This is a genomic window from Stenotrophomonas sp. ZAC14D2_NAIMI4_6 (assembly GCF_003086875.1).
In the GTDB taxonomy this organism is placed as follows: Bacteria; Pseudomonadota; Gammaproteobacteria; order Xanthomonadales; family Xanthomonadaceae; genus Stenotrophomonas.
The window spans coordinates 2,337,862-2,364,113 of the sequence record NZ_CP025996.1 but is presented as its reverse complement, the minus strand read 5'-3'; the positions used below and the strand labels follow the sequence as shown (position 1 = coordinate 2,364,113).

23 protein-coding genes are annotated in these 26,252 nt (G+C 67.5%); 14 read left to right on the top strand and 9 right to left on the bottom strand.

Annotated features, from left to right (window positions below; all coding sequences use genetic code 11):
* Window positions 1–10: 10 nt before the first annotated feature.
* Window positions 11–928, top strand: coding sequence for a M14 family metallocarboxypeptidase (locus C1933_RS10860; protein WP_108753266.1), 918 nt, complete (start codon window positions 11–13; stop codon window positions 926–928).
* A gap of 140 nt (window positions 929–1,068) precedes the next feature.
* Here C1933_RS10860 and C1933_RS10855 read toward each other — a convergent pair whose 3' ends face one another.
* The 7 genes from C1933_RS10855 to C1933_RS10825 all read right to left on the bottom strand — a co-directional run bounded on the left by C1933_RS10855 (window position 1,069) and on the right by C1933_RS10825 (window position 6,189).
* Window positions 1,069–1,596, bottom strand: coding sequence for a hypothetical protein (locus C1933_RS10855; protein WP_108753265.1), 528 nt, complete (start codon window positions 1,594–1,596; stop codon window positions 1,069–1,071).
* Between the two features lie 63 nt (window positions 1,597–1,659).
* Window positions 1,660–1,953: a hypothetical protein gene (locus tag C1933_RS10850; protein WP_159093982.1), complete on the bottom strand. Its 294-nt coding sequence runs from the start codon at window positions 1,951–1,953 to the stop codon at window positions 1,660–1,662.
* Window positions 1,954–1,970: 17 nt separating this feature from the next.
* Window positions 1,971–3,098, bottom strand: coding sequence for a type IV secretion system protein (locus C1933_RS10845; RefSeq protein WP_108753263.1), 1,128 nt, complete (start codon window positions 3,096–3,098; stop codon window positions 1,971–1,973).
* A gap of 41 nt (window positions 3,099–3,139) precedes the next feature.
* Window positions 3,140–3,877: a DUF4141 domain-containing protein gene (locus tag C1933_RS10840; protein ID WP_234414507.1), complete on the bottom strand. Its 738-nt coding sequence runs from the start codon at window positions 3,875–3,877 to the stop codon at window positions 3,140–3,142.
* 309 nt (window positions 3,878–4,186) lie between these two features.
* A complete protein-coding gene (locus tag C1933_RS10835) occupies window positions 4,187–4,525 on the bottom strand; it encodes a hypothetical protein (RefSeq protein WP_108753262.1) in 339 nt (112 codons plus the stop codon).
* Complete coding sequence (locus C1933_RS20375; RefSeq protein WP_234414506.1) at window positions 4,522–4,878, bottom strand: hypothetical protein; 357 nt, start codon at window positions 4,876–4,878, stop codon at window positions 4,522–4,524. The genes C1933_RS10835 and C1933_RS20375 overlap by 4 nt, the downstream gene beginning before the upstream one ends.
* Before the next feature lie 438 nt (window positions 4,879–5,316).
* Window positions 5,317–6,189, bottom strand: coding sequence for a LysR family transcriptional regulator (locus C1933_RS10825; RefSeq protein ID WP_108753261.1), 873 nt, complete (start codon window positions 6,187–6,189; stop codon window positions 5,317–5,319).
* A 109-nt stretch (window positions 6,190–6,298) separates the two neighbouring features.
* On the opposite strand from C1933_RS10825, the gene C1933_RS10820 reads away from it, so the two are divergent.
* The 4 genes from C1933_RS10820 to C1933_RS10805 all read left to right on the top strand — a co-directional run bounded on the left by C1933_RS10820 (window position 6,299) and on the right by C1933_RS10805 (window position 10,069).
* Complete coding sequence (locus C1933_RS10820; RefSeq protein ID WP_234414505.1) at window positions 6,299–7,489, top strand: MFS transporter; 1,191 nt, start codon at window positions 6,299–6,301, stop codon at window positions 7,487–7,489.
* A 41-nt stretch (window positions 7,490–7,530) separates the two neighbouring features.
* Entirely contained in the window at window positions 7,531–8,394 is an 864-nt protein-coding gene (locus tag C1933_RS10815; RefSeq protein WP_108753259.1) for an alpha/beta hydrolase, read from the top strand.
* Between the two features lie 101 nt (window positions 8,395–8,495).
* Window positions 8,496–9,476 (top strand): MBL fold metallo-hydrolase, encoded by a 981-nt coding sequence (locus C1933_RS10810; RefSeq protein WP_108754816.1) that lies wholly within the window; start codon window positions 8,496–8,498, stop codon window positions 9,474–9,476.
* Window positions 9,477–9,577: 101 nt separating this feature from the next.
* Window positions 9,578–10,069 (top strand): hypothetical protein, encoded by a 492-nt coding sequence (locus tag C1933_RS10805; protein WP_159093981.1) that lies wholly within the window; start codon window positions 9,578–9,580, stop codon window positions 10,067–10,069.
* 64 nt (window positions 10,070–10,133) lie between these two features.
* Here the strand turns inward: C1933_RS10805 and C1933_RS10800 are convergent, their stop codons facing one another.
* Complete coding sequence (locus C1933_RS10800) at window positions 10,134–11,219, bottom strand: serine hydrolase domain-containing protein (RefSeq protein WP_234414504.1); 1,086 nt, start codon at window positions 11,217–11,219, stop codon at window positions 10,134–10,136.
* 148 nt (window positions 11,220–11,367) lie between these two features.
* Window positions 11,368–11,829: a MarR family winged helix-turn-helix transcriptional regulator gene (locus C1933_RS10795; protein WP_234414503.1), complete on the bottom strand. Its 462-nt coding sequence runs from the start codon at window positions 11,827–11,829 to the stop codon at window positions 11,368–11,370.
* A 68-nt stretch (window positions 11,830–11,897) separates the two neighbouring features.
* Here C1933_RS10795 and C1933_RS10790 point away from each other — a divergent pair, with 68 nt between their 5' ends.
* The 9 genes from C1933_RS10790 to glgX all read left to right on the top strand — a co-directional run bounded on the left by C1933_RS10790 (window position 11,898) and on the right by glgX (window position 26,209).
* Window positions 11,898–13,388, top strand: coding sequence for an FAD-dependent oxidoreductase (locus C1933_RS10790; RefSeq protein WP_108754814.1), 1,491 nt, complete (start codon window positions 11,898–11,900; stop codon window positions 13,386–13,388).
* Window positions 13,389–13,476: 88 nt separating this feature from the next.
* The gene (locus C1933_RS20240; protein WP_199911364.1) at window positions 13,477–13,797 is read left to right on the top strand and encodes a hypothetical protein; all 321 of its coding nucleotides are present in this window, start codon (window positions 13,477–13,479) and stop codon (window positions 13,795–13,797) included.
* A 264-nt stretch (window positions 13,798–14,061) separates the two neighbouring features.
* Complete coding sequence (gene glgA / locus C1933_RS10780; protein WP_108753256.1) at window positions 14,062–15,621, top strand: glycogen synthase GlgA; 1,560 nt, start codon at window positions 14,062–14,064, stop codon at window positions 15,619–15,621.
* Entirely contained in the window at window positions 15,618–17,852 is a 2,235-nt protein-coding gene (gene glgB, locus C1933_RS10775) for a 1,4-alpha-glucan branching protein GlgB (RefSeq protein ID WP_108753255.1), read from the top strand. Before glgA ends, glgB begins: the two co-directional genes overlap by 4 nt.
* Window positions 17,849–19,570, top strand: a complete 1,722-nt coding sequence (gene treZ, locus C1933_RS10770; protein WP_108753254.1) for a malto-oligosyltrehalose trehalohydrolase — start codon at window positions 17,849–17,851, stop codon at window positions 19,568–19,570. The genes glgB and treZ overlap by 4 nt, the downstream gene beginning before the upstream one ends.
* Window positions 19,567–21,405: a 4-alpha-glucanotransferase gene (locus C1933_RS10765; RefSeq protein ID WP_108753253.1), complete on the top strand. Its 1,839-nt coding sequence runs from the start codon at window positions 19,567–19,569 to the stop codon at window positions 21,403–21,405. The genes treZ and C1933_RS10765 overlap by 4 nt, the downstream gene beginning before the upstream one ends.
* On the top strand, window positions 21,402–23,942 hold the full coding sequence (treY, locus tag C1933_RS10760; RefSeq protein WP_108753252.1) for a malto-oligosyltrehalose synthase: 2,541 nt from the start codon (window positions 21,402–21,404) through the stop codon (window positions 23,940–23,942). Before C1933_RS10765 ends, treY begins: the two co-directional genes overlap by 4 nt.
* On the top strand, window positions 23,929–24,102 hold the full coding sequence (locus C1933_RS10755) for a DUF2934 domain-containing protein (RefSeq protein ID WP_108753251.1): 174 nt from the start codon (window positions 23,929–23,931) through the stop codon (window positions 24,100–24,102). Before treY ends, C1933_RS10755 begins: the two co-directional genes overlap by 14 nt.
* The gene (glgX, locus tag C1933_RS10750) at window positions 24,089–26,209 is read left to right on the top strand and encodes a glycogen debranching protein GlgX (protein WP_108753250.1); all 2,121 of its coding nucleotides are present in this window, start codon (window positions 24,089–24,091) and stop codon (window positions 26,207–26,209) included. Before C1933_RS10755 ends, glgX begins: the two co-directional genes overlap by 14 nt.
* The last annotated feature ends 43 nt before the right edge of the window (window positions 26,210–26,252 follow it).

The following is a 26,252-nucleotide window of genomic DNA, read 5'->3' as shown; positions in this document are numbered from 1 at the left end:
GGAGTTCCGCATGACCCTGGCGCAGTTCTACCCCATCGGCACCCCCGGCCAGCCCTGGGGCGATGCTGAACGCGCACAGTGGCGGGCCCGCCAGCAGAAGCAGCGCAGTTACCACGACGATGTGGTGGCCGAGCTGGAACGCCTGGACGAGCGCTTCGACGTGCTGCAGTACGGCCAGCTGGATTACGCGCCCGACCATTACCCGCTGTTTGCGGTGGTGAACCACGACTGGAACCCGGCGCTGCCCACCGCGCTGGTGACCGGCGGCGTGCACGGCTACGAGACCAGTGGCGTACATGGCGCCCTGCAGTTCCTGCAGGACCAGGCCGAGCGCTACCTGGGCCGCTACAACCTGATCGTGGCGCCTTGTGTCAGCCCGTGGGGCTACGAGCGCATCCAGCGCTGGAACCCGGACGCCATCGACCCGAACCGCAGTTTCCGTGACGGCGGCCAGATCGAGGAAGCGGCGGCCCTGATGCGCTGGCTGGCCGAGCGCAAGCCGAACATCCGGGTGCACCTGGACCTGCACGAAACCACCGACAGCGATCTGCACGAGTTCGACCCGGCACGCTGCGCCCGCGACGGCAAGCCGTTCGAGCGCGACACCATTCCCGATGGCTTCTATGTGATCGGCAACAGTGAAGACCCGCAGCCAGAATTCCAGAAGGCGCTGATTGCCGCCGTGGCGCCGATCACCCATATCGCCCCGGCCGACGCCGAGGGCAACCTGGTCGGTCTGCCGCTGCAGTCGCCGGGCGTGGTCTGGGGCGAGTCGCGTTCGATCGGTGCCTGCGCCGGCTTTACCGATGCGTTGTATGCCACCACCACCGAGGTCTACCCGGACAGCCCGCGCACCAACCCGCTGGAATGCAACGACGCCCAGGTGGCGGCGGTGTGCGCCGGGCTGGATTTCGCGCTGGCGAACTGAGGGGCGCAACGAAATAGCGTTGCTTTTGATCAAGCAACCGAATTCCGTTGCCTCTGGCCGTTGTGCGCCGGTCTGGATTTCGCGCTGGGTAACCCGGTAGCGTCGGGCCATGCCCGGCGAGCGCGGCAGGGCCGCCCGGCCTAGCAGCTGGGCACTTCGTCCGGGCGCGGTGCCAGGGCCAGGGCCGGGCGTTCGTCGGCCACCGCAACGAACAGCGCGTTGTAGCCGCGCATGTCGCAGTCCACACCGGTGCGGTAGGAATTCAATACCAGCCGTACCGGGCCACTGAAGTAGTGCTGCTGTTTCAGGCCGGTCTTGCGCTGGGCCGGCGACAGCAGCGCGCCGATGATCGTGTCGGTGTTGCGGATCCAGATCTCACTGACCGGGCCACGGCCCGCATCGTGCGGCAATCGCCGCTGGCTGGCCGCGTCCGGTTTCAGCACCACCCGGTAGCCGCCGCCGAAGCCCTCGCTTTCTGGCTCCCAGGCGACCTGCAGCGTGCCCGATACGGTGGCGCTGCCGCTGAAGCGGGTTTCGTTCGGCGCGACAAAGACCGAACGCTTGAAGGGCGACGGCTCGGAGGAGATGAATCGCGCCTCCTGGGCTTGGGCATTGGCTGCACCCAGGGCGAATGTGGCGACCACGAACAGCAGGGCGTGTGCTTTCATGCGGCGGTCCGGGCCGGGGCAGGGGCGATCTGCTGCGCACACTAGCACCGCACTGGCCTGCGGTCACTCGGTGGCGGCGCCTGCGCCCTGCGGGCCGTTCGGGAACGCTTTCGGGCAGACCCGTGCGTACTGCAGGGCCGAGATCGGGTTGTAGCAGTAGATGTTGGTGATGGTGAAGGTGCCGGTGGCCGGGTCGACGGGCGCCCAGCAGTCGCCGGGCACGCCAAGGGTGCAGAACAGGAAGGGGTTGTCGTTGTAGTAGGGGATGGGCTCGTAGTAGTTGTCCGACTGCGCCCCTGCCGGCAGGGCGAGCAGCTGCAGCAGCACCATCGCGCAGACGCCGCGTGTTCTCTTCATTGCAGGTTCTCCCTTCTTCACAGCATGCGGCTGCTGTCATGGTGGGCGTTGCCGCGAAGGCCGGTCGCTTCCGGCAACGGTGGCGGCGATGCGGCGAAGGTGCCCATCGGTAGTGCATCCTGCGTTGCCATGGCCGGCGTTGCTGCCGGTGCCGGTGCCGGTGCCGGCGCCGAAGAAAGCCCAGGTGAGCCCGACACGCCCGGCGGCGGTGTCGGGCTGGCAAACGGCGAATAGGCCATGAAGGCGCCCATGTTGCCCTGCCACATGGCCGCGCCGATGGTAGGCGCCGTGATGATGAGCGCGGTCATCAGCAGCCCGATGCCGCCTTGTTGCAGCGCCTGCGATGACAAGCCTTCGCCAGTGTCGATCGGGAGCAGCTCCATTACCCAGTAGGCGGCGGCCACTTTGGCGGTGAACTTCAGCACCATGGCCGACACCACCGACAGGAGGGACATCGAGAACAGCGTGCCCAGCACATAGAACAGCCACTTCTTGAACAGGTCCTTGGTCTGTTCGAACATCAGGGCGAGGATGAAGATCGGCCCGATGCCCATCAGGAACGCCATGGTGAACTTGAACAGCAGCAGCATGGCACCGGCGGCCATGGGCGGGCTGGCGGTACCGAAGCTGGCCAGCTGCATGGCGCGGCCTTTCTTTTCGATCAGTTCGGGATCGCTTTCATCCACGTGGATGGCGTCCAGCGCAGACAGCGCCAGCTGCGTGTACATCAGGTTCTCGTCAATCGCATCGGCTGCACCGCCGCTGCGCTTGCCGGTAAACAGCTGGTGGATCTCCTTGTCCAGGTTGTCGGTAACCGCCTTGTGCAGTGCCGTGCCATTGGCGCCTGCGGCGGTGGCGGCCATGAGTACCAACGCCACTTTTGCCGCCCGCCCCATGACAGCCATGGCCGACTGTTGCGAGCGCCCGGCGGCGAGCGCGTAGCCCTGGATCAGCACCCAGAACGTGGTGAGCGTCATTGCGGTGAAGGTGACCCATCGCGCGGCGCGGCGGGTAAGGTCGAGCCCGAATTCGGCGATCTCTCTGTCGAAGTAGTCACTTACCAGTCGGAAGAACAGGAAGTTCCCCGGCGTGATGTCTGCAAGAAGCGGTAGGCCGAACGCGGCGGTGTCAACGAATCCATTCATGCCATCTGTCCATCGGTGGGGGGAGAGGGAACGGCGACGCCTCAGTTCGACAGCGCCCTTGCCAGCACGGCGCCCCGTACCAACTGGCCCAGCAGGCTGGGGGGCTTGCCGTCCAGCGCCTGGCGCGCCAGCTGCGCCCGTTGTGCGGTCAGGCCTTCGATGTAGCCGTCGTAGGCCTTCATCTGGGCCTGCCAGTGCTGCAGGTCCATTTCGTTCTGCGCAGCGAAGCGGTGGACTTCGTTGTCATTGGCGGCCAGCTTGCCTTGGCTGTTGCCGGTCTGGCTGCGCTGGGTCTGGATGGCCTCGAACTGCTGGTTGCGCTGGACCAGCCGATCGAGCATGCGCACGGTGGCGTTGTACTGGGTGTTCCTGGCGCGCACGATGCGCGCGCAGATGCGCGTCTGCTCGCTGGCTGCATCGCCGCCGATGCCTGGCAGCAGGTCGCCGAGCCGGCTCGTCAATCCGCCAATCCCGCGCCCTGCTGCGCCGGGGCAGCGCTCCTGCAGCTGGTAGTCCTCGCTGCGTTCGGAAAAGCTGTCGGTCATCACCGAATCGGTGCGCGGCAGTGGATTGAGCTGGATCAGCTGTTGTTTGTAGTGTTCGACCTGCTGCTTGTAGTGCTCGGCCTGGCGCTTGTACTGCTCGATGGCCTTGGCCATCGACTGCGGGTCGTTGACGGTCCAGGTGGCATGCGCGGGCCCGGCCAGCAGCAGCATGGCAACGGCGACACACGCCAGCAGGCGCATCGCGCGGGAACGAACGGGTGAGGTGCGAGTCATGGCAATCCTTGCAAACCGGGCGGGGTACCTGCGGTTCCAGCGCCGTGCGATCACGGCTCCTTCCGCGGTGCCCACATTCCATTGCCAGGGCACGAGGGCGGTCAATCAGAAACCTTGCACCTCGTGTCGCATGTGACTGGTGGCGCCGTGTCGACGGCAGCGGGAACGAAGACGCGGTACGGATTTGCGGTGGTTCAGCCGCCGCAGCTCGCAGACGACATGCCGCTCAACAGCCTGTGGAAGCGGCGCCCTGAATCTGTCCGTTCACGCCATCGCGCGCGGGAACGACGTTGATCAGGGCGCCAGAGGCTAACCGTTGAACAGTTCCTGCCCGCAACGCGGGCATTCACCGCTGGCCAGCGCGCGTTTGCCAAACCTGCCCAGCAGATGGCGCGAACAGGCCGGGCAGACCAGTCCGTCGGGCAGCGGGCGGTTGCGTGGGTTGTGCAGCAGGATGTGGGCGAGCAGGCCCAGCAGCACCCCCAGATGCAGCAGCGTGGGCAGGGGCTTCAGGTGCAGGGGAGTTATCGAAAGCACCAGCGACGGCACCGTTGCGACAATGCCGAACAGCCAGAGGTGCTTGATCAGGAACTGCTTTTCCACGGCACGGAAGGCGGTCTGCAGGTAACGGAAGCGGCCGCGGGTCATGGCTGTGCGCCTGCGCCATCGCCGTGCAGGCGATCACCCACCTGTGCGCTCAGCGCCAGGCACGCCATCATCAGCCCTTCCATTACGCGATCACCCAGGCATTCCTCGTCGTTGCCGCTCTGCCGCACGCGTTCGGCGGCCAGCAGCAGTTCCTGCACCACGCGCAGGCCGGCCACGGCGCAGTCGGCATCGGCCAGTTGCATGCGCCGGGTCGGCAGCGGGTGCTGTTCGGACCAGGGTTGGCCATTGGCGGCGGCGCCGCAGGCGATACGACGCAGTGTGGCGGCGAAGGTGGTGGGGTCGGCGGCCGCCGGGCGGGCAGGGCGCAGCGGCGAAACATCAGGCGTGGTCATGGCGTGGCTCCGAAAGGGGCAAGCAACAACCGCCACACAAAGGTGGCGGGCGGTACGCGGTTCGAATCCGGATAAAGCCAAGCCGGCGGGCGTGAACGCCCCCGCGCACCGCCCGCCATGGCCGGCAGGCGGATTGCCAGCCGACGCCGCACACGGCGGCGCCGACTGGCAAGCGCAATCACTCAGCTTTAATGCGGGATTCGAAGCCCGGCCATCCGTAATCGATGGCCCGCCATCTGTAACCGCGGTGATGCCGAATGCCAATCAGAAAAGTTGAAGAACGCATTCTGATAGCGACGCTTTCGGCATTGTCGCAGGCTGTTAAGCAATCTCCATCCAATATGGCGCTTGGCGCTGCGCCCAACCGGCAATCTGCGACACAGTGCCGTGTTGAACACCTGCACTTACACACCGCAACGTGGCATTTGCGACAAGGCCTTAGCCCAGCGCGTCCTGCACCGCCGCCACGAACGCGCGCACTTTCGGCGGCACCCGGCTGGCGCTGGGGTAGACCGCCCAGATATCCAGCGGTTCGGGCGCGGCGTCATCCAGCGTGATCGCCTGCACATCGCCGCGCGCCAGCGCATCGCGCACATACCACTGCGACAGATTGGCGATGCCCAGCCCGCCCGCGCAGGCTTCATACACGGCTTCCACCGAACTGGCCGTCAGCCGGCCCGCCACCCGCTGCCGCAGCGGCTTGCCCTCGCGCAGGAACGCCCAGTGGCGGGTGCCGCTGGCGGCGAGGCACTCGTGCGCTGCCAGATCGGACAGCAGCTGCGGCTGGCCACGCTGTTGCAGGTACGCCGGCGAAGCGATCAGCACGCGTGGGTTGTCGGCCAGACGCCGCGCCACCAGCCGGTTGTCGCGCAGCGGCGCAATGCGGATGGCCACATCAATCCCCTGCGCGACGATATCCACCTGTTCGTCGGTGGTGTGCAGATCCACGTGCAGGCGCGGGTGCTCGGCCATGAAGGCCGGCAGCAGCGGCGCCACCACCCGGCGCCCGAATGCGGTGGACGCGGTGATGCGCAACTGGCCGCTCAGGCCGCCGCCATCGGGGTGCAGGTCGGCCAGGGCATTGGCCTGGCCTTCCAGCAGGGCTTGGGCGTAGGGCAGGAACACCTCGCCATCGCTGGTGGGCGACAGGGAACGGGTGGTCCGGTGCAGCAGGCGCGCACCCAGCTCGGCCTCCAGCGCACCCAGGCTGCGCGAGGCGGACATGGCGGTCAGGCCCAGCTTGCGCGCCGCGCCGGCCAGGCTGCCCACGCGCACGGCTTCCACGAACACCTGCACATCGCTCAAGTTCATTGTAACGATTTCCGTTTGGCTGGCCTAACTGATTGGCAGTCTACTGCATGAATCGATACGCGCTCATAGTGTCGCCACGCCCACTCCGGGTGCGAACCGAGCCCGATCCATGCGCACTGCAACGTCACCGGCACAACCCGCCGCGCTACCGGCCCTGACCCCGGCCCTCACCCTGGTGATGGCCCTGTGTGCGGGCCTGGCCGTGGCCAACATCTATTACAACCAGCCCATGCTGGGCCTGATGCAGCGCGAGCTGCCGGGCACGCTGACCGGCCTGGTGCCGACCGCCACCCAGCTGGGCTACGCGCTGGGCCTGTTCGCGCTGGTGCCGCTGGGCGATCGCATGGAGCGCCGCCGCCTGATCGTGGTGCAGTTCACCCTGCTGGCCGTGGCCCTGGCATTCACCGCGCTGGCGCCCAGCGGCGCCATGCTGCTGGCCGCCTCGCTGCTGGTGGGGGTGACCGCCACCGTGGCCCAGCAGATCGTGCCGCTGGCCGCCGCACTGGCCGCGCCCGAACGCCGCGGCGCCACCATCGGCATCGTCATGTCCGGTGTGCTGTGCGGCATCCTGCTCAGCCGCACCCTGTCTGGCGCGGTGGGCGACCACGCCGGCTGGCGCGCCATGTTCTGGCTGGGCGTGCCGCTGGCGCTGGGTGCGGCGGTGCTGGCACGCACGCTGCTGCCGGTCAGCCAGCCCACGCAGGGCGCAAGCTATCCGGCGCTGATGCGTTCGCTGGTGGGCCTGTGGCGGGAACTGCCGGTACTGCGCCGTGCCGCCATCACCCAGGCCTTGCTGTTTGCTGCGTTCGCCGCGTTCTGGACCACCTTGTCGCTGCGCCTGCCGCAGGTGAATGCCCACTACGGCGCACAGGTGGCGGGGCTGTTCGGCATTGTCGGTGCGGTCGGCATCCTGGCTGCACCGCTGGCCGGCCGCATTGCCGACCGCCGTGGCCCGCACCTGGCCATCATCGCCGGCAGCGCGCTCACCCTGCTGTCGTGGCTGCTGCTGGGCCTGTGGCCGTCCATCATCGGCCTGGTCGTGGGCTGCGTTCTGCTGGACCTGGCCGTGCAGGGCGTGCTGGTTTCGCAGCAGCACGTGGTCTACGCACTGCGGCCGGAAGCCCGTTCGCGGCTCAACACGCTGTTCATGGGCTCGATGTTCCTGGGCGGTGCCGCCGGTGCCGCAGCCGCCAGCTGGGCCTGGTCGCTGGATGGCTGGCGTGGCGTGGTGGTGTTGTCGATTGGTCTGGCGGCGCTGGCCACCGCACTGCAGCTCGGCACCCGCGCCGCAGCGCGCTGAACACCTCTCTCATCTTTCCCCCACGTTGAAAGGACACCCTGATGAACCCGTTCGTCAGCCACACCGTGCGTGCCAATGGCATCCGCCAGAACTTCATCGACGCCGGCAACGGCGCCCCGGTGGTACTGCTGCACGGCTTTCCGGAAACCAACTACGCCTGGCGTCACCAGATTCCGGTGCTTGCGGCCAACCACCGGGTGATTGCGCCCGATCTGCGCGGCTACGGTGAAACCGAGAAGCCGGCCACCGGCTACGACAAGCGCAGCATGGCGCAGGACATCGTGGCCCTGCTGGACACGCTGGGCATCGACAAGGTGGCGCTGGTCGGGCACGACCGCGGCGCCCGCGTGGCCACGCGCCTGGCCAAGGATCACCCGCAGCGCGTGGACCGCCTGGTGGTGATGGACAACGTGCCCACCCGCATCGTGGCGCGTGAACTGAACGCCTCCATCGCCAAGGCGTACTGGTTCTTCCTGTTCCACCTGGTGCCGGACCTGCCCGAAGCGCTGATTGCCGGCAATGAAGCGAAATGGCTGCGCTGGTTCTTCTCTGACTGGGCTTACGATCCGGCCGCGATCAGCGGCGAAGCCTTCGACACCTATGTGCGTGCCTACAGTGCGCCGGGTGCGGTGCGCGGGGCGATGTCGGACTACCGCGCCAACGCAGTGGACGTGCAGCAGGACCTGGAAGACGCGCACGTGCGCATTGCTTGCCCGACGCTGGCCCTGTGGGGTGCGGAATTCGAGGCGGTGGGGCGCATGTTCGACATGCCACAGGTCTGGGCGGAAATGGCCGAGAACCTGCGTGCGGTTGCCATCGAACGCTGTGGCCACCTGCCGCATGAAGAGCGCCCGGAGGTGGTGAACGGCCTGCTGATGGAGTTCCTGCAGGACTGGAGGGGCTGACGGACAGCGCTGCTGCAGACACGGCTGCACACGGTGCAGTACACCGCCATGTATCCCCGAGCCTATTGGCCTTTTCGTTCAACACACGCAGGAATGCAATGATGCACAAGACACACACACTCGCGGCCGCACTGTTGCTGGCCGTTGCCTCGGCGCTGCCGATGGCCGGCATGGCGGCCGAACCCGCTGCGGCGGCCGTGCAGCAGCCACAGCAGGCACCGGGCTTCTACCGCATGCAGCTGGGCACGTTCCAGGTGACCGCACTGCTGGATGGCACGCATCTGTTCCCCGTGGACCAGTTGCTGCTGGGGGCGCGTCCTGGTGAAGTGGATCGGCTGCTGGCGCAGCAGTATCTGAAGGCGCCCGTAGAAGGGATGATCAACGCCTTCCTGATCGTGCAGGGCGACCGGGTGATGCTGGTCGACACCGGTGCAGGCGATCTGTACGGCGCCGAGGGCGGCGGCCTGGTCGCGGCGCTGCGGGCATCGGGGCATGGCCCGGCCGATGTGGACGACATCTTCATCACTCACCTGCATGAAGACCATGCCGGCGGCCTGCTGCGCGATGGCAAGGCGGTGTTCCCCAATGCCACGGTGCATGTGGCCAAGCGCGAGTTCGACTTCTGGACCAACAGCCGCAACCAGGACCAGGTGGGACCGCTGCAGCGTCCGTTCTTCGCCGCCGCGCAGAGCGTGCTGGCGCCGTATCGTGCGGCCGGCCGTGTGCAGACCTTCGAACCGGCAGGCCAGGACCTGGTGCCGGGGCTGCGTGCCTTGCCAGCCCCCGGCCACACCCCCGGCCACAGTGTCTACCTGCTGCACGATGCCTATCAGGCCATGCTGTTCTGGGGTGACACCGTGCATGTGGCGGCAGTGCAGTTCGACGATCCGCAGGTCGCCATCCGCTACGACTGGCAGAGCACCCAGGCCATTGCCTCGCGCGATGCCTTGTACCAGCAAGCGGTAGCGAACGGCTGGTGGATCGCCGCGGCACACATCTCCTTCCCCGGCATCGGCCATATCGCCGAAGGCGCGCCGTACCAGTACCGCTGGGTGCCGGCCAACTACACGCTCAATCGTTGAGGCAGACCGGCCGTACGTGGAAGCGTAGAATTCCTTCGCCGTTAGCGCCTGCATCCGCAGCGCCAGCGGCAAGGAACCCCACTGCAAATGGAATGTAGGTAATGAACGTAACTCCCTCCCTGTCGCGTGCACGCCGCATGCGTCTGAAGCTGCTGGCCCCGCTGCTGGCCGTCGCCGCCGCTGCACCGTCCGCCCACGCCTTGAACGCTACCCAGTGGCAGGCCATCGCGCCGTCGCTGCAGGCCGCGCTGGAATGCCGCGCCGCCCCCGATACCAACAACGCCGCCTGGAAGGCGCTGCCGCGCGAAGAAGACGGCAGCCTGAAGCCAATCACCCCGGCCGCCGGGTTCACCCTGTTCGGTCTGCCGGTGAAGGAAATCACCGCTTACATCGACGATAGCGATGGCATGGGCCAGAGCTACAGCGCCGAACTGGGCGCCAGCGTTGCCGCCGTGCGCAAGGCCGCCAAGCTGAATGCCGGCGGTGGCCGCGAAACCAAGCTGGGCTCGCTGATGGTGAGCGAAGGCAGCCCGGTTACGCTGACCTGCACCGTGCCGGGTGAGTACGACGAGCGCGACTACCAGGAAAACTGAGCGCGGCCGCCTCCCGGTGTCTTCGTCCTGCAGGCGCTTCCAGCGAAGCGCCTGCAACAGCGCGTCATTTCAATGTCGGCATCCGCAGCGGTGCTCCGTAGACGATGCCGACAATGGTTTCCAGGAACGTGTTGGTCGCGATGCGCTCGCCATTGGTGGCATAGGCAATGGCAATGCCGTCGGCCGGGTTGTAGACCACCCTGGCATGCGCGCCCAGTACATCGCCCCCGTGGCCGAGGAATGCATGTTGTCCGATGGGAAAGGCAGCCAGACCCATGCCCCAGCCGTCATGACCGCCCACCGGCAGCATCATGGCCACGGTTTCAGCGCGCAGCAGCCGGTGCTGGAACAGCGCGGAAACAACGGTGTTTAGATCATTGGTAGTGCTTGCGATATCACCAACGCCGATCACGTTGCGGTAGTCGATATCCTTGATCGGCTGCCAGTGACCAACAAAGGTGTGCGAAGTGAAAGTGGCGCCCTGTGTGGCCAACGCGGCGGTGAAGTGCTTCAGCCCCAGCGGCGTGGCGATTTCCTCCTGCACGATCTGGTGGTAGGGGCGACCGTACTTCTGTTCCAGCACCAGACGCAGAAGGTAGTACGCGGAGTTGGAGTAGGCAGTGCGACTGCCGGGTGCGAACGCCACGCCCTGGCGCCTGATTTCCTGCAATATCTGCGCCTGACTGACAGGCTCGGTCACCCAGATGGCACCGTTCCGGATGGCGAAATTTCCCAATCCACTTGTGTGCTGCAACATCTGACCGATGGTGATGGTTTCACCCTGCGGGATGTTCTCTACATACGTTGAGAGCTTGTCTTCGAGGTGGAGATCATTACGTTCGATCAGCCTGAAGGTCAGGATGGCCGTGATCATTTTCGTGACCGATGCAATCGGGTAGGGCGTATCGGGACTCGGTGCCGGAACAGCGTCTTGCGGTTGACCAAAGCTGCGCATGTAGATCGGCTGCCCTTGCCTGAAAACGGACACGCTGCCACGGCCGGCGTTGTGGTCTTCGATGTAGCGCAGATATGCATCCAGGTTCTGTTGGTGGATGTCCTGCGCCTGCGCCTGCGCCTGCGGCGTTGCGGCCCGGGCCCGTGGGGGAACCGCAACCATGGGGACCAGTAACAGCAGGATCAACCATTTCATCGAGTGAGTACCAAGGCCGGGTAGTGGGCGCCGGACGATGCTAGGACGATCGCTGCTGGCCAACAAGCATGGGTCATGAGGGCCGGCACGCCACTGCGCATGCCCGCCCGCACGCTCAACCAGATTGGAGTGCTGCGTGGCGCGGCCTTCACTGTTCGGTGGCCTCCAGCGCCGCAGAGAACTTTGCCATCAGGCGCACCAGATCCTTGACGTCCTGCGGTTCCCACGTGGCAAAAATGCCCGCCGCCATGCGCGCACGCGCTGCATCCAGGCGGTCGGTCATCGCCTTGCCCTTCGGCGCGATCACCGCCTCGCGCATGCGCCGGTCGGCGGGGTTGCCCTGGCGGGTCACCAGTTCCTTGGCGACCAGCTTGGCCACCTGGCGGCTGATGGTGGTGTAGTCGCGGCCCAGCCGGTCGGCCAGTTCGACAACGCCGATCGGCCCGACCCGTTCAATCACCACCAGCAGGCGGAACAGCGCCGGGTCCAAGGTAATGCCGGCCTCCTTGATGAGCCGCAGGTCGTTGGCCGGGCGGTTCATCACGCTGACGATGCCCAGCATGGACAGGTGCAGCGACTTCAGATCCGCCGAGATATGTGTATCTTGCACGCGCTTTTGGGTGGGCATAGGCTGCTCCTGAAATATGTGCATCCTACACATATATGTGGGTGGTCGAAATGAAGGTGTCAACTGAAGTAGTGATCTGTGGCGCAGGTGCCGCAGGCCTGGCCCTGGCCATTGAACTGGTCAGGCGCGGCGTTGCCATACGCGTGATCGAGCAGCGCGAAGCGCCGTTCCAGGGCTCGCGCGGCAAGGGCATCCAACCGCGCAGCCTGGAGATTTTTGAAGACATGGGCGTGGTCAACCGCCTGTTTGCCGTGGGCGGTGCCTACCCGCCAACGCGCACGCATCACCCGGACGGCAGCAGCGCCGATGCCGCGATGCTGGAGGCATCCCGTGCGACCGTGGCCGAGCCCTATGGCGTGCCGTTGATGGTGCCGCAGTTCGCCACCGAGCAGGTGCTGCGCGCACGCCTGGCCGAACTGGGCCACCACGTGGCGTTTGCCCATGTGCTGCGCGACTTCGAGCAGGACGCTGACGGGGTCACGCTGCAGCTGGACACCCCCGCTGGCCCGCAGGCGCTGCGCGCGCGCTATCTGGTCGGCGCCGATGGCGGCCGCAGCACGGTGCGCCGGGTGCTGCAGATCGGGTTCCCCGGCAAAACGCTGGGCGTGCGCGCGGTGGTTGCCGATGTCAGCCTGCAGGGCCTGCCGCGCGATGCCTGGCACACCTTCAACGAGCACGACCCGCAGCAACGGCTGATGCTGTGCCCGCTGATGGGAACGGCGTTGTTCCAGCTGCAGGCACCGGTACCGCTGGAAGGCGAGGTGGACCTGTCCGCCGCCGGGCTGCAGGCGATGGTGCAGCTGCGCACTGGGCGCGATGACATCGTGGTGCAGCAGGTGCACTGGGTATCGGCCTACCAGATGAATGCGCGGCTTGCCGACCGCTATCGCAGCGGCAATGTGCTGTTGGTGGGCGACGCGGCCCACACCCATCCGCCCACCGGCGGGCAGGGCTTGAACACCAGCGTGCAGGATGCCTACAACCTGGGGTGGAAGCTGGCAGCGGTGCTGCGCGGCGCGCCGTCTGTGCTGCTGGACAGCTACGAGCAGGAGCGCCGGCCGATAGCCGCCGCCATGCTGGGCCTTGCCACGAACCTGCTGGAGCGCGCACAGCAAGGGGACCACCGGCGCGGGCGCGAGGTGCAGCAGCTGGATCTGCAGTACCGCAGCTCGCCACTGACCGCGCAGGCGGACGCGGGCATCGCGAAGGTGCTTCCCGGCGATCGCATTCCGGATGCGCGGCTGCAGGGCGCGGGCGGTCAGCCGGCACGGCTGTACGATCTGCTGCGCGGCACCCACTGGACGCTGCTGGGCCACGCCACGGACCGGCACAGCGTTGTGCCGCGCGCCGGGCTGCAGGTGCATGTGCTGGGCGCCCAGCGCGAATGGCGGGACGTGCACGGCGACATTGCCGCGGCGCTGGACCTTGCCGAAGGCCATTGGCTGCTGATCCGCCCCGATGGCTACGCCTGCGCGCTGGGTGCGGCGCACGAGGTGGATCGCGTGCTCGCCCGATTCGATGCCTGCATGCCAGCGTACTGAGGCAGGGGCGTTGGCAGTACCATGCACGCCCACGATCGTTCCGGCCTTGAATCATGATGTCTGCGAACCGCCCCGCCCAGGTGCCCGCATGAAAGTAGAACTGCAGCAGCAATCGCTACGCCTGTGCCTGGAGCGCGCCGAACTGCAGGTGCTGCTGGGCGGGGAGACGGTGGAAAACATGACCCGCTTCGGCGGCGTGGAAGGCTGGGGCCTGGCGCTGTCGCTGCACGCGGGTGACCAACCTGTGCTGCTGGATGGCGGTACGTTCTGCCGGCTGGTGCTGCCGCGTACGACCGTGCAGCCGCTGGCGGACGCAGGTTCGGTGCCAGTGCAGCAGGTGCTGTACCTGGACGATGGCAGTACGCTGCAGGTGCAGGTTCTGGTCGCGCCGGCGCAGTCTGGCGCGTGAGCTCGCAATGGGGGCGGCGTTGCCCCCGCAAGGCCGGCCCACGTGCCGGCCAGATGGCTGGTGAAGGCACAGGGCGGGCTGCATCGAACGATGCGTACTGAGCTCATGAAGCCCTGTCACAAATAAATCGCCATCACTTCACAGCTGTTTGATATGCAACAGGGCACATTCGCGTAGAGCCTACGCGCACGTCCCCCACGTTCCGCGACGACTTCCTTTCCAGCACACGCGCCCAGCAGGGCGCCGCTGGCGTCTGCCTGACTGATTCAGAGAAGCATCATGGCCCTCGATCTCGTCGCCGGTTCCCCGTTCGACTCCGTGGCAGACACTGCGCTGCCCGCACCCGGCGCTGTGCCCATCGGCACGCGCCGCGGTCCCTCACAGCCCATTGAACTGCCTGCGCTCGTACAGCGGGTGCTGTTCGTGGCCACCGAGATGGCCGACTTCATCAAGGCCGGTGGCCTGGGTGATGTCGCTGCGGCCCTACCACGCGCAGTGCGCGCCGGCTGTGATGCGCGGGTGCTGTTGCCGGGCTATCCCGAAGTGCTGCAGCGCCTGCCGCAGCTGCGCGAGGTGGGCCGCATTGGCGGCCGCGCCGGGCTTCCCGCCTGCACCCTCGGCATGGCGCTGCAGGCCGATGGGCTGCCGATCTACGTACTGCTGTCGCCCGCCTTGTATGAGCGCGACGGCTCGCCCTACGTGGATGCGCAGGGCAGGGAGTGGCCGGACAACGCGGTGCGCTTTGCCACGCTTTCGCATGCCGCCGCCGAGCTCGCGGCGGGCAGGGCGGGGCTGGACTGGAGCCCGCAGTTGCTGCATCTGAATGACTGGCCGGTGGCGCTGGCCGCCGCCTACGTACGCTGGGATCGCACCGCCGTACCGACCCTGCTGACCATCCACAACCTGGCCTACCAGGGGCTGTTTCCCTTCGCGCTGGCGCCCGCCCTGGGCGTGCCTGCCGAACGCTTGGATGAACTGCGCTTCCACGGCCAGATGTCCTTCCTGCAGGGAGGCATTGCCAATGCAACACGGCTGAACACGGTCAGTCTTCGCTACGCGCAGCAGATCACTGCGGCCGAGGATGGTTGCGGCCTGCATGAACTGCTGGCGCGTCGCGCTGCCGGGGGTCACCTCAGCGGCATCGTCAACGGCATCGATGCCAGTTGGGACCCGCGCCGCGACATCCATCTGAAAGCGCGTTTCAGCGTGGGCCAGTGTGCGGGGCGCGATGCCAACGCGCAGGCCGTGCGCCAGGCCTTCGGTCTGCAGCCATCGCAGGGCCCGTTGTTTGCCGTGGTATCGCGCCTGGTCCACCAGAAGGGCCTGGACATTACCTGTGATGTGGCCCCGCAGATCGTTGCTGCCGGTGGCCAGCTGGTGGTGATCGGCGGTGGCGAGTCGCAGGTCGAGGCGCAGGTGCAGGCACTGGCGCAGCGCTACCCGGGCCGGGTGGGCGCCTTCATCGGTTTCGAAGAAGGCCTGGCGCGGCAGATGTTCGCCGGCGCGGATTTCCTGCTGATGCCATCGCGTTTCGAACCGTGCGGGCTCAGCCAGATGTACGCACAGCGCTTTGGCTGCCTGCCGGTGGCGCACGCCACGGGCGGCCTGGTCGACACGGTGGAAGACGGCGTGACGGGCTTTCTGTTCCATGGCGCCAGCGCCGATGGGCTTCGCCGCTGCGTGGAACGGGCCATGCGTACCTTCCGGCTGCCGGTGCTGATGCAGGCCATGCGGCGTGCCGCGATGCTGCGTCCGGGCGGGTGGGAAACCGCCGGCCGCGCGTACCTGGCGCTGTACCAGCAGACCTGCGGGGTAGCGGCATGACCGACGGCGGGCGCGGCACGGTGGGTGTGGAATGCGGGCTGGGCCCGCAGGTGGATGTTGCCGCGGCAGTGGCGGCGGAACTGCAGGATCTGGCCCAGGCCCGGCCTGCGGACGCGTTTGCATGGCTGGGGCCGCATGTCGATGCCGATGACAATCGGCTGATCCGCGTACTGGTGCCGGACGCGCTTCGGGTGGAGGTGGTGTCAGCGGGCGGCCGACGCTGGGACCTGCGCAGTACCGGACTGGCCGGACTGTTTGTGGGGCCGGCCGGCGACGAGGAGATTCCGCTGCTGGCGCTGCATTTCGCCCACGGTATCGAGCAGGTGCATGACGCCTACGCGTTTGGTCCGTTGCTGGACGAGGAGCTGCTGCAACGCATCCACCAGGGCGATGCCGATGCCATGCGCGCGCTCGGCGCGACCGCGATGACACTGCACGGTGTTGCCGGTGTGCGCTTTGCGGTGTGGGCACCGAATGCGCGGCGCGTGGCGGTCATCGGTGATTTCAACGGATGGGATGGACGCCGCCACCCCATGCGCCTGCGCCATCGCGCCGGGGTGTGGGAACTGTTCGTGCCTGGGGTGAAGCCGGGGGACTGCTACAAGTTCCGCATCATCGGTGCGCAGGGCCAGCTGCTGCCGGACAAACTGGATCCGATGGCGCGGTGGGCCGAGCGCGCACCGGCGACCGCATCGCGCGTACCTGCCGCCGCACCGCTGCACTGGAACGATCAGCCCTGGCTGAACCGCCGCCGTCGGCTGGGCGCTGCAGCGCCGCTGTCCATCTACGAGGTGCACGCCGGCTCGTGGCAACGGCTGGACGACGGCGGCGCGCTGGACTGGGATGGGCTGGCAGAGCGGCTGATCCCCCACGTGACCGGCCTGGGATTCACCCATATCGAACTGCTGCCGGTCAGCGAGCACCCATTCGGTGGATCGTGGGGCTACCAGCCGCTGGGTATCTATGCGCCAACGGCCCGCTACGGTACCCCGGAGGACTTCGCCCGCTTTGTGGACCGCTGCCACCAGGCTGGGCTGGGTGTGATCGTGGACTGGGTGGGCGCGCACTTTCCCGAGGATGGCCACGGCCTGGCACGTTTCGATGGCACCGCCCTGTACGAGCATGCCGATCCGCGCGAGGGCAAACACGCCGACTGGGACACGCTGATCTATAACTACGGCCGCAACGAAGTGGCGGGCTACCTGCTGGGCAGCGCGGTGGAATGGATCGAGCGCTTCCACATCGATGGGCTGCGCGTGGATGCCGTGGCTTCGATGCTGTACCGCGACTACAGCCGCGCCGACGGGCAGTGGGTGCCCAATGTGCAAGGGGGACGTGAGAATCTGGAGGCAGTCGCGTTCCTGCAGCGCATGAACCAGACCCTGCGTGAGCGCTTCCCGGACGTGCTGGTCATTGCCGAGGAAAGCACGGCCTGGCCGGGCGTCACCCGTGCGGTGGCCAACGGCGGCCTGGGCTTCAGCCATAAATGGAACATGGGCTGGATGCACGACACGCTGCAGTACCTGCGGCGCGATCCCGTGCATCGCCCGCATCACCACAGCGAGATCAGCTTCGGCCTGGTCTACGCGTTCTCCGAACGTTTCGTGTTGCCGCTGTCGCACGACGAAGTGGTGCACGGCAAGGGCTCGCTGCTGCGCAAGATGCCGGGCGAGCGCCGCCAGCAGTTTGCCCAGCTGCGCGCGTACTACGCTTTCATGTGGGCGCACCCGGGCAGCAAGCTGCTCTTCATGGGCGGCGAATTCGGCCAGACGGAGGAGTGGGCCCACCAGCGCGGGTTGGAATGGCAGCAGGCCGGCACGCCCGAGGGGGGCGGACTGATGCGCCTGGTGGCCGATCTGAACGCGCAGTTGCGGCAGCAACCTGTCCTGCATCAGCACGAGCATGACGAGCGCGGGTTTGCCTGGAGCGTGGGCGACGACAACGGCAACAGCGTCTACGCCTTCGTGCGGCAGGACCCCTCAGGCAGGGCGCCTGCGGTGCTGGTGGTCAGCAATTTCACCCCTGTGCGGCGCGACGGCTATCGCGTGGGCGTGCCCACGCCGGGCCGCTGGTCAGAGTGCCTGAACACCGACAGCCACCATTACGCAGGCGGCAACGCAGGCAACCTGGGTACGGTCGGCACCGATGCCCGGCCCATGCACGGCCATGCCCAGTCATTGCGACTGACGCTGCCGCCGCTGTCGACCCTGTACCTGCAGGTAGCGCAATGACCGCAGACGCGCGCCTGGGCGCGTGGCCGGTGGACGACGGTGCGGTGGGGTTCCGGCTGTGGGCGCCGGATGCTGCGCGGGTGGAACTGGTGCTGGCGGGTGCGGCGATACCGATGCGCCGGGAACCTGACGGTACCTACTGGGTTCATACCGCTGCCGGGCATGGCGACCGCTACCGGTTCCGCCTGCCCGACGGCAGTGAAGTGCCAGATCCCGCCTCGCGCTGGCAACCGGACGGCATCGATGGCCCCAGCGCCGTGGCCATGCCTGGCCACCACGTGTGGCTGACCGGGCAACGCAACCCGGTTGCGTGGTCGGACATGGTGATCTACGAAGTGCATGTGGGCGCTGCAGGTGGCTTCGAAGCGCTTATCGCACAACTGCCGATGCTGGCCGAGACCGGTGTCACCGCGATCGAGCTGATGCCGGTGGCGCAGTTTCCGGGCAACCGCAACTGGGGCTATGACGGTGTGTTTCCGTATGCCCCGGCGCAGGCCTATGGTGGCCCCGACGCGTTGAAAGGCTTTGTTGATGCCGCACATGCGGCCGGCATGGCCGTACTGCTGGATGTGGTCTACAACCATTTTGGACCGCAGGGGAACCATCTGGCCCGGTACGCCAAGGCATTCTTCCGCAGTGGGCACAGCACGCCGTGGGGCGAGGCCATCGATTTTTCACAGCCGCAGGTGCAGCGCTTCTTCATCGACAACGCGCTGATGTGGCTGCAGGAGTACCGTTTCGACGGCTTGCGCCTGGATGCCGTGCATGCCATCGCCGATGACAGCTTCCTGCAGCAGCTCAGTGATGCGGTGCGCGCCCAGGTGCCGCATGCCTGCCTGGTGCTTGAGAACGAACGAAACCAGGCGCACTGGCTGCGCGGCGCCTACCAGGCACAGTGGAATGACGATTTCCACAATGCGCTGCACGTGTTACTGACCGGCGAGAACGAAGGCTATTACGCCGCCTATGCCGGGCGGGCCGAGGCGCTGTTGGCACGCTGTCTGGCCGAAGGCTTTGCCTGGCAGGGCGAGCCCGACCTGCACGGCGTACCACGTGGCGAAGCCAGCGCAGACCTGCCGCCGTCGCGGTTCGTGGTGTTCGCGCAGAACCATGACCAGGTCGGCAACCGCGCGTTCGGTGATCGGCTGAGTACGCTGGTTTCGCCGCCGCAGCTGCGCATGGCCACGGCGCTGACCGTGCTGACGCCGATGGTGCCGTTGCTGTTCATGGGCGAGCCGTGGCAGTCAACATCGCCCTTCCTGTTCTTCACCGATTTCGAAGCGCCGCTGGACGAGGCCGTACGCGAAGGACGCCGGCGCGAGTTTGCCGGGTTCAGTGCCTTTGCCGATGCCGCGTCACGCGCGCGTATTCCCGACCCGAACGATCCGGCAACGCTGCAGGCGTCCTGTGTTGCCTCGCCCGGTGCTGACCCCGCGGCGCAGGCGGCATTGACATGGCTGCGCGAGCTGCTCATGGCGCGCCGGCGTTACCTGCAGCCGGGCCTGGAACAGGCGCGTTCGCTGGGCGCGATGGTACTGGGTGCGGGCGCCGTGCAGGCCGGCTGGCAGTTGCCTGCCGGGCAATGGTGGATCGCCATCAATGCCGGCGCAGAAGCGGTGGCCCATTCGCTTCCGGAGGGCGATTCGCCGCTGCAGCTTCCGGCCGGTTCACGGCTGGCGCCCAAGGGTGGGCTGCAGCTGCGCTGGTTGCCGGCATGAGCACCGACGCAGCGCTGCAGAGCGCCGCCCGTGCGGCCGGACTGATGCCCGAGTGGGAAGACGTATCCGGGCGCCACTGCACAGTGTCGCCCGCGGTGCTGCGTGTGGTGCTGGCGCAGTTGCAGCCGGATGCAGACGCCCAGCATGCCCCGCTGCGTACGGCCATCTGCGGCCAGCCCGTGGCGCTGCCGGCAGTATCCGGCATGGCGGGCTGGGTGGATGAAGCGGGCAGGACGCACGACGCGCGGCAGGATTCGCGCGGTGCGTGGACCGCGCCGGAAAAGCCGGGTTACTGGCACTGGCAACAGGGGCGGCGGTCCATCGCCATCGCGGTGGCGCCGCAGAAAGCGTGGTGGCCCGCGCAGCTTGATCGGGCCTGGGGCCTGGCGGCGCAGGTGTACAGCCTGCGCAGCGGCGCCGACGCGGGGATCGGAGACAGTGCAGGGTGCGGGCCGTGGCTACAGCGCCTGGTCGCGCACGGCGGGCACGCACTGGCACTGAGCCCGTTGCATGCCGGCTTGCCGCCGACGGCCGGCTACAGCCCTTACTCACCCAGCGACCGCCGCTGGCTGGACCCGTTGCAGGCCTCGCTGCTGCAGGGCGTTCCCGATGCGGCCCGTGCCGCGCTGGCAAGCAACCCTGCCTTGGCCGAGGCCGTGCAGGTCGCCACCGCGGCGCGGCGTATTGATTGGCCCGCCGCAGCCGACCTGAAGTGGCGCTGGCTGCGTTCGGCCAGGCCCCAACTGCAGCGCCTGCAGCCGGAGCTATGGGACGCGATGGGCCAGTGGCGGTCCGACGCCGGGCCCGCGTTGCAGGCGTACTGCGCCTTGGCCGCCGATCCGCGCAGTGGCGATGCGGACGATCACGCGTTCGCGCAATGGCTGGCGCAGCGGTGCTGGTCGCAGGTGCAGCAGCGCGCGCGCAGCGGCGGTGCCGGCATCGGGCTGATCGCCGATCTTGCCGTCGGCTGCGCGCCCGAAGGTGCCGAAGCGCGTTCGCAGCCGCAGTGCATGCTCTCGGGTCTGGAGTTGGGTGCGCCGCCGGATGCCTTCAACACGCAGGGCCAGGCCTGGGGGATTACGGGGTTCTCGCCGCTGGCCTTGCGCAGGCAGGGCTATGCCCCCTTCATCAACCTGCTGCGATCGGTGATGGCCGGTCGCGGCGGCGTGCGTATCGACCATATCCTGGGCCTGCACCGGCTGTGGGTGCTGCCCAGCGGCGGCTCGGCCAGTGACGGCGTCTACCTGCAGTTTCCGTTGGATGATCTGTTGAACCTGCTGGTGCTGGAGTCGTGGCGGCATCAGTGCATGGTCATCGGTGAAGACCTGGGGGTGGTGCCTGCCGGCATCCGCCAGCAGCTGGCCGGCCGTGGTGTGCTGGGGGTGGACGTGCTGCCGTTTACGCGCGATGCAAGCGGCTTCCTGGCGCCTGCCGCCTGGCGGCGGGAGGCCGTCGCGATGCCTTCAACCCATGACCTGCCGCCGCTGGCGGGATGGCTGCGCGGGCGCGATCTGCGCTGGCGGGCGCGGCTGGGGGAGATGGACGATCTACCCGCTGCGATGGCACAGCGTCGCGCCGATGCGCTGGCGCTTGCGCAGGCCGCGCACGGTGACGGCGTGGAAGACGCTGCACTGGAGCGGCTGGCCGCCACGCCGTCACGGCTGGCCCTGCTGCCGCTGGAGGACGCGCTGGGGCTGCGCACGCAGGTCAACCTGCCCGGCACCGTCGGCGTCCACCCGAACTGGCGGCGGCGACTGCCGCTGCACTGGGATGAGCCTGCACTGCAATCGCGGCTCGGGCGCATCAGCGCCGGTCGCGGCGGAGCCGGCCGATGACCGCGTTGCGCGCCACCGCCCGCCTGCAGTTGCACGCTGGCTTTGACTTCGCCGCCGCCGCGGACCAGGTGGGCTATTTCTCGTCGCTGGGCGTCAGTCACCTGTATCTGTCGCCGATTGCGGCGGCCATGCCCGGTTCCAGCCACGGCTACGATGGCATCGACCCCACCCGCATCAACCCGGAGCTGGGCGGTGAAGCGGGCTTCCTGCACCTTGCTGGCCGCGCTCGCGCGCATGGACTGGGCCTGATCCTGGACTGGGTGCCCAACCACCTGGCGGCCGCGCCACAGAATGCCTGGTGGTCGGATGTGCTGATGCATGGCCGGCGCAGCCCTTACGCGCATTGGTTCGATATTGACTGGGATGCCGCAGCCTGCGGGCAGCGGCTGTGGCTGCCGGTACTGGATCGGCCGCTGGACGCGGCCATCCGATCCGGCATGCTGCGCGTGGACGACGACGGCGATCTGCCCGTGCTGCGCCACCACGACCTGTGCCTGCCGTTGTCACCGCGCAGCTATCCGCTGGGCCGCGGCGCGCGGGATGGCTGGGTGGCACGCTGCAATCGTTCTGCCGAGCGCATGCATGCGCTGCTGGACCGGCAGCACTACCACCTGGCGTGGTGGCGCACCGCCGGTGACCAGGTCAACTACCGCCGCTTCTTCGACATCACGACGCTGGTTGCGCTGCGGGTGGAGCGCGAGGACGTGTTCGAGGCAGTGCACGCGCTGCCGCTGCGGCTGGTTCGCGAGGGCCGGGCGGATGGGCTGCGCATCGACCACGTTGATGGGCTGTCCGACCCGGGCGGCTACTTGGCGCGGTTGCGCGCCCGCCTTGACGCGGCGGCGGTAGAGGGCGGCCGCGCGGGCCATGAGATCACCCTGCACGTGGAGAAGATCCTGGCCGAGGGCGAATCCTTGCCAGAACGGTGGTGCTGCGATGGCACCACCGGCTACGACTTCATGGACCAGGTGGGCGCATGGCTGCATGACGATGCAGCGGCCGACGCGCTGACGGCACAGTGGCAGGCCCGGGCTGGGGACCGGCGTACCGTTGACGAGGTGCAGCGGGCGGCCCGCGACGCGCTGTTGGACGGCTCCCTGCATGCGGATCTGCAGCGACTGCGGGTCTGCGTGCGGCAGGTGCTGGGCGCAGCGGCACGGCAGGCCGATGTGACCGACGCAACGCTGCGCAGGGCGGTGTGCGCGCTGCTGCGCTGCTACCCGGTGTATCGGCCGTATCATCTGCAGACCGAAGCCGAGCGCGATGCCTTGCAGCGCGCCAGTGAAGCGGCTGCCGAAGGGCTGGATGAAGCCGCACGCACAGCGTTGCGCCTGCTGGTGGATGCCTTGCAGGCCCCGGAAGCGGACGCGCTGCGCGTGCGCTTTGGCCAGCTCTCGGCACCGCTGAACGCCAAGGCGGTGGAGGATACCGCCTTCTATCGCTATTACCGCCTGCTGTCGCGCAATGAAGTGGGCAGCGACGCACAACGGATCGGTCTTGATGGCAGCGAGCTGCTTGCGCTGGCACGGGCACGTGCGCGGCAGCACCCGCTGGCGATGCTGGCCGTGGCCACGCATGACCACAAGCGTGGACCGGATGCCCGGGCGCGACTGGCGCTGCTCAGCAGCGATGTGGCCGCGTGGCAGGCAGCGCTGGCGGACTGGGAACGGCGCTGTGATGCGGCAGGCATGGCCATGCCACTGCCCGCTGCCGAAGCCTATGCGCTCTGGCAGGCGCTGATAGCAGCCTGGCCGATGCAGGGCAGGCCAGAGGCGGATTTCGCAGAGCGGATGCAGCAGTGGCTGCGAAAGGCCCTGCGCGAGGGCAAGCGGATCAGCAGTTGGCTCGACCCCGATCTGCCGTTGGAAGATGCCGCCTGTGTGTGGCTGCAGTCATTGCTTACCGGCAGCCGCCTGCAGGATGTCCGCGCGGCTCTGGCTGCGTTTGTTCAACGCCTCGCACCTGCCGGCGCCAGCAACGGACTGGCACAACTGTGCCTGCAGCTGTGTCTGCCAGGTGTCCCGGACATCTACCAGGGCACCGAGTTCTGGGATCTGAGCCTGGTCGATCCGGACAATCGGCGCGCGGTCGATTTCGCGCAGCGCGCACATGCACTGGCCGATGATCGATCGTGGGCAGCGTTGCTGCAGGACTGGCACAGCGGATCGCCCAAGCTGCGGATGCTGGCCGCGCTGCTGCGATTGCGCAGCGACATTGCCCCGCTGTTCCTGCAGGGCACGCTGCACAGGCTGTCCGAAGCGGAGTGCACGCGCCTGGTCTTCGTACGTGAGTACAGGGGGCAGCAGTTGCTGGTGGCGGTCAGGCGGGCGGGGATGGAACAGCCTGCCGGCCCAGGCCTTGCCTGGCAGGATGCGGCGCAGCAGTTGGTGCCAGGCGTCCCGCAGCGACGCATGCGCAACGTGCTGGATGGCCGCACGCAGATGTTCAACGGTTCCGCCACCGACGCGTTGCTGTTTGCGGGCAGCCCGGTGGCGGTGTGGATCAGCCAGGAGAGTGGGGCAGATGGACAGCAGTGAGCGGCGACGCCGCATCGAATTGTTGGCGCACCAGATCTGGGAGGCCGAAGGGCGCCCGGATGACCAGCAGCAGCGGCATTGGCACATGGCCGAACGCCTTGTTGAAGCAGAAATTGCGGCCCTGAATGTGGCTGAGGACGAACACGATGGCAACGCGTAAGTGGACCCAGACCTCGCGCGTGCGCGAAGGCCGCCCCTTCCCGCTGGGCGCGACCTGGGACGGCCTGGGAGTGAACTTCTCGCTGTACTCGCGGCATGCCACCAAGGTGGAACTGTGCCTGTTCGATGCGCGCAACCGGGAAGTCGAACGGATCGTGCTGCCCGAATACACCAACGAGGTGTGGCATGGCTATCTGCCGGATGTGCGGCCGGGCCAGCGCTATGGCTACCGCGTGCATGGACCGTACGCGCCGTCGGACGGGCATCGCTTCAACCCCAACAAGCTGCTGCTGGACCCGTATGCGAAGCAGATCGTGGGTGAGATCAAGTGGGCGCCGCACCTGTTCGGCTACACCCTGGGCCACCGCGATGCAGACCTGAGTTTCGACCGTCGCGACAGCGCGCCGTACATGCCGCGCTGTGCGGTGATCGATCCGGCCTTCAGCTGGGGCGGCGAGCGCGCGCCGGCCACCGCCTGGGACCGATCGGTGATCTACGAGGCACACGTGCGTGGCCTGACCATGCAGCACCCCGGCGTACCGCCGGCCGAGCGCGGCACGTTCTCGGCGCTACGCCACGACGCGGTGGTGGACCACCTGGCGTACCTGGGGGTGACCGCGATCGAGCTGCTGCCTGTGCACGCCTACGTGGACGACCAGCAGCTGCTGGAACGGGGGCTGCGGAATTACTGGGGCTACAACACCATCGGCTTCTTCGCGCCGCAACCGCGCTACCTGTCGCTGGAAACCGTTGCCGAATTCAAGCAGATGGTGGCGCGCCTGCACAGCGCGGGCATCGAGGTGATTCTGGATGTGGTCTACAACCACACCGCCGAAGGCAACGAGCTGGGGCCCACGCTGTCGTTCAAGGGCATCGACAACGCCAGCTATTACCGCCTTGCCGAGGACCGTCGCTACTACATCAACGATACCGGTACCGGCAACACCTTCGACCTGACCAATGCCGGTGCATTGCGCATGGTCATGGATTCTCTGCGCTATTGGGTGACCGAGATGCGCGTGGATGGCTTCCGTTTCGACCTGGCCACCATTCTCGGGCGCGAACGCCATGGGTTTGATCCCTCGGGCAGCTTCCTCGATGCCGTGCGCCAGGACCCGGTGCTGAGCCAAGTGAAACTGATTGCCGAACCGTGGGATATCGGCCCGGGCGGCTACCAGCTTGGTCAGTTCCCGCCCGGCTGGGCCGAATGGAACGACCGTTTCCGTGACACTACCCGTGCGCTGTGGCGCGGTGATGCCGGGCAGCTGCCGGAGTTTGCGGCGCGCTTCACCGGATCGGCCGATCTGTTCGACCATCACGGCCGCCGGCCGTCGGCCAGCATCAACCTGGTCACCGCCCACGACGGCTACACGCTGCATGATCTGGTGAGCTACAACGACCGCCACAACGAGGCCAACGGCGAGGACAACCGCGACGGCCATTCGCACAACCTGTCGTGGAACCACGGCGTGGAAGGCGATACAGACGACGAAGGCATCCTGACTCTGCGCGCGCGGCAGATGCGCAACCTGCTGGCCACGCTGCTGCTGGCGCAGGGCACGCCGATGCTGCTGGCCGGCGATGAGTTCGGCCATTCGCAGCGTGGCAACAACAATGCCTACTGCCAGGACAATCCGCTGAGCTGGATCGACTGGGAACGCGCGGCGCAACCCGGCCCGCAGGCGCAGGCAGCGTTCGTGCGGCGCGTCCTTGCGCTGCGGCGGCGCTATGGCCTGCTGCGGCGCAATCGCTTCCTGACCGGTGACTACGACGCATCCCTGGGCATGCGTGACATCGAGTGGCGGCGGCCGGATGGCGAGCCGATGGGCGAAAGTGACTGGCACGATGCGGAACAGCGCGCCTTGCTGATCGTGCTCGATGGCCGCAGCCCTGACAGTGGCCTGCGGGAACCGGGCCGCCACGTCAGCCTCGCCCTTCTGCTGAACCCGAGTGACCAGCCGCAGCGGTTCCGCCCGTCCGACCAGGTGCTTTCGTTCCGCCGGGTGGTGCTGCAGACCGACGAGGCGCCACTGGACATGGACGAAGAGGGGCAGTGGACGCTGCCGGCACGCAGTCTGTGCCTGTTGGCATCGAGCAGCGCCGCGTGATGGCGCGACCGTTGAGGGCCGTTAGCGCCGGGCTATGCCCGGC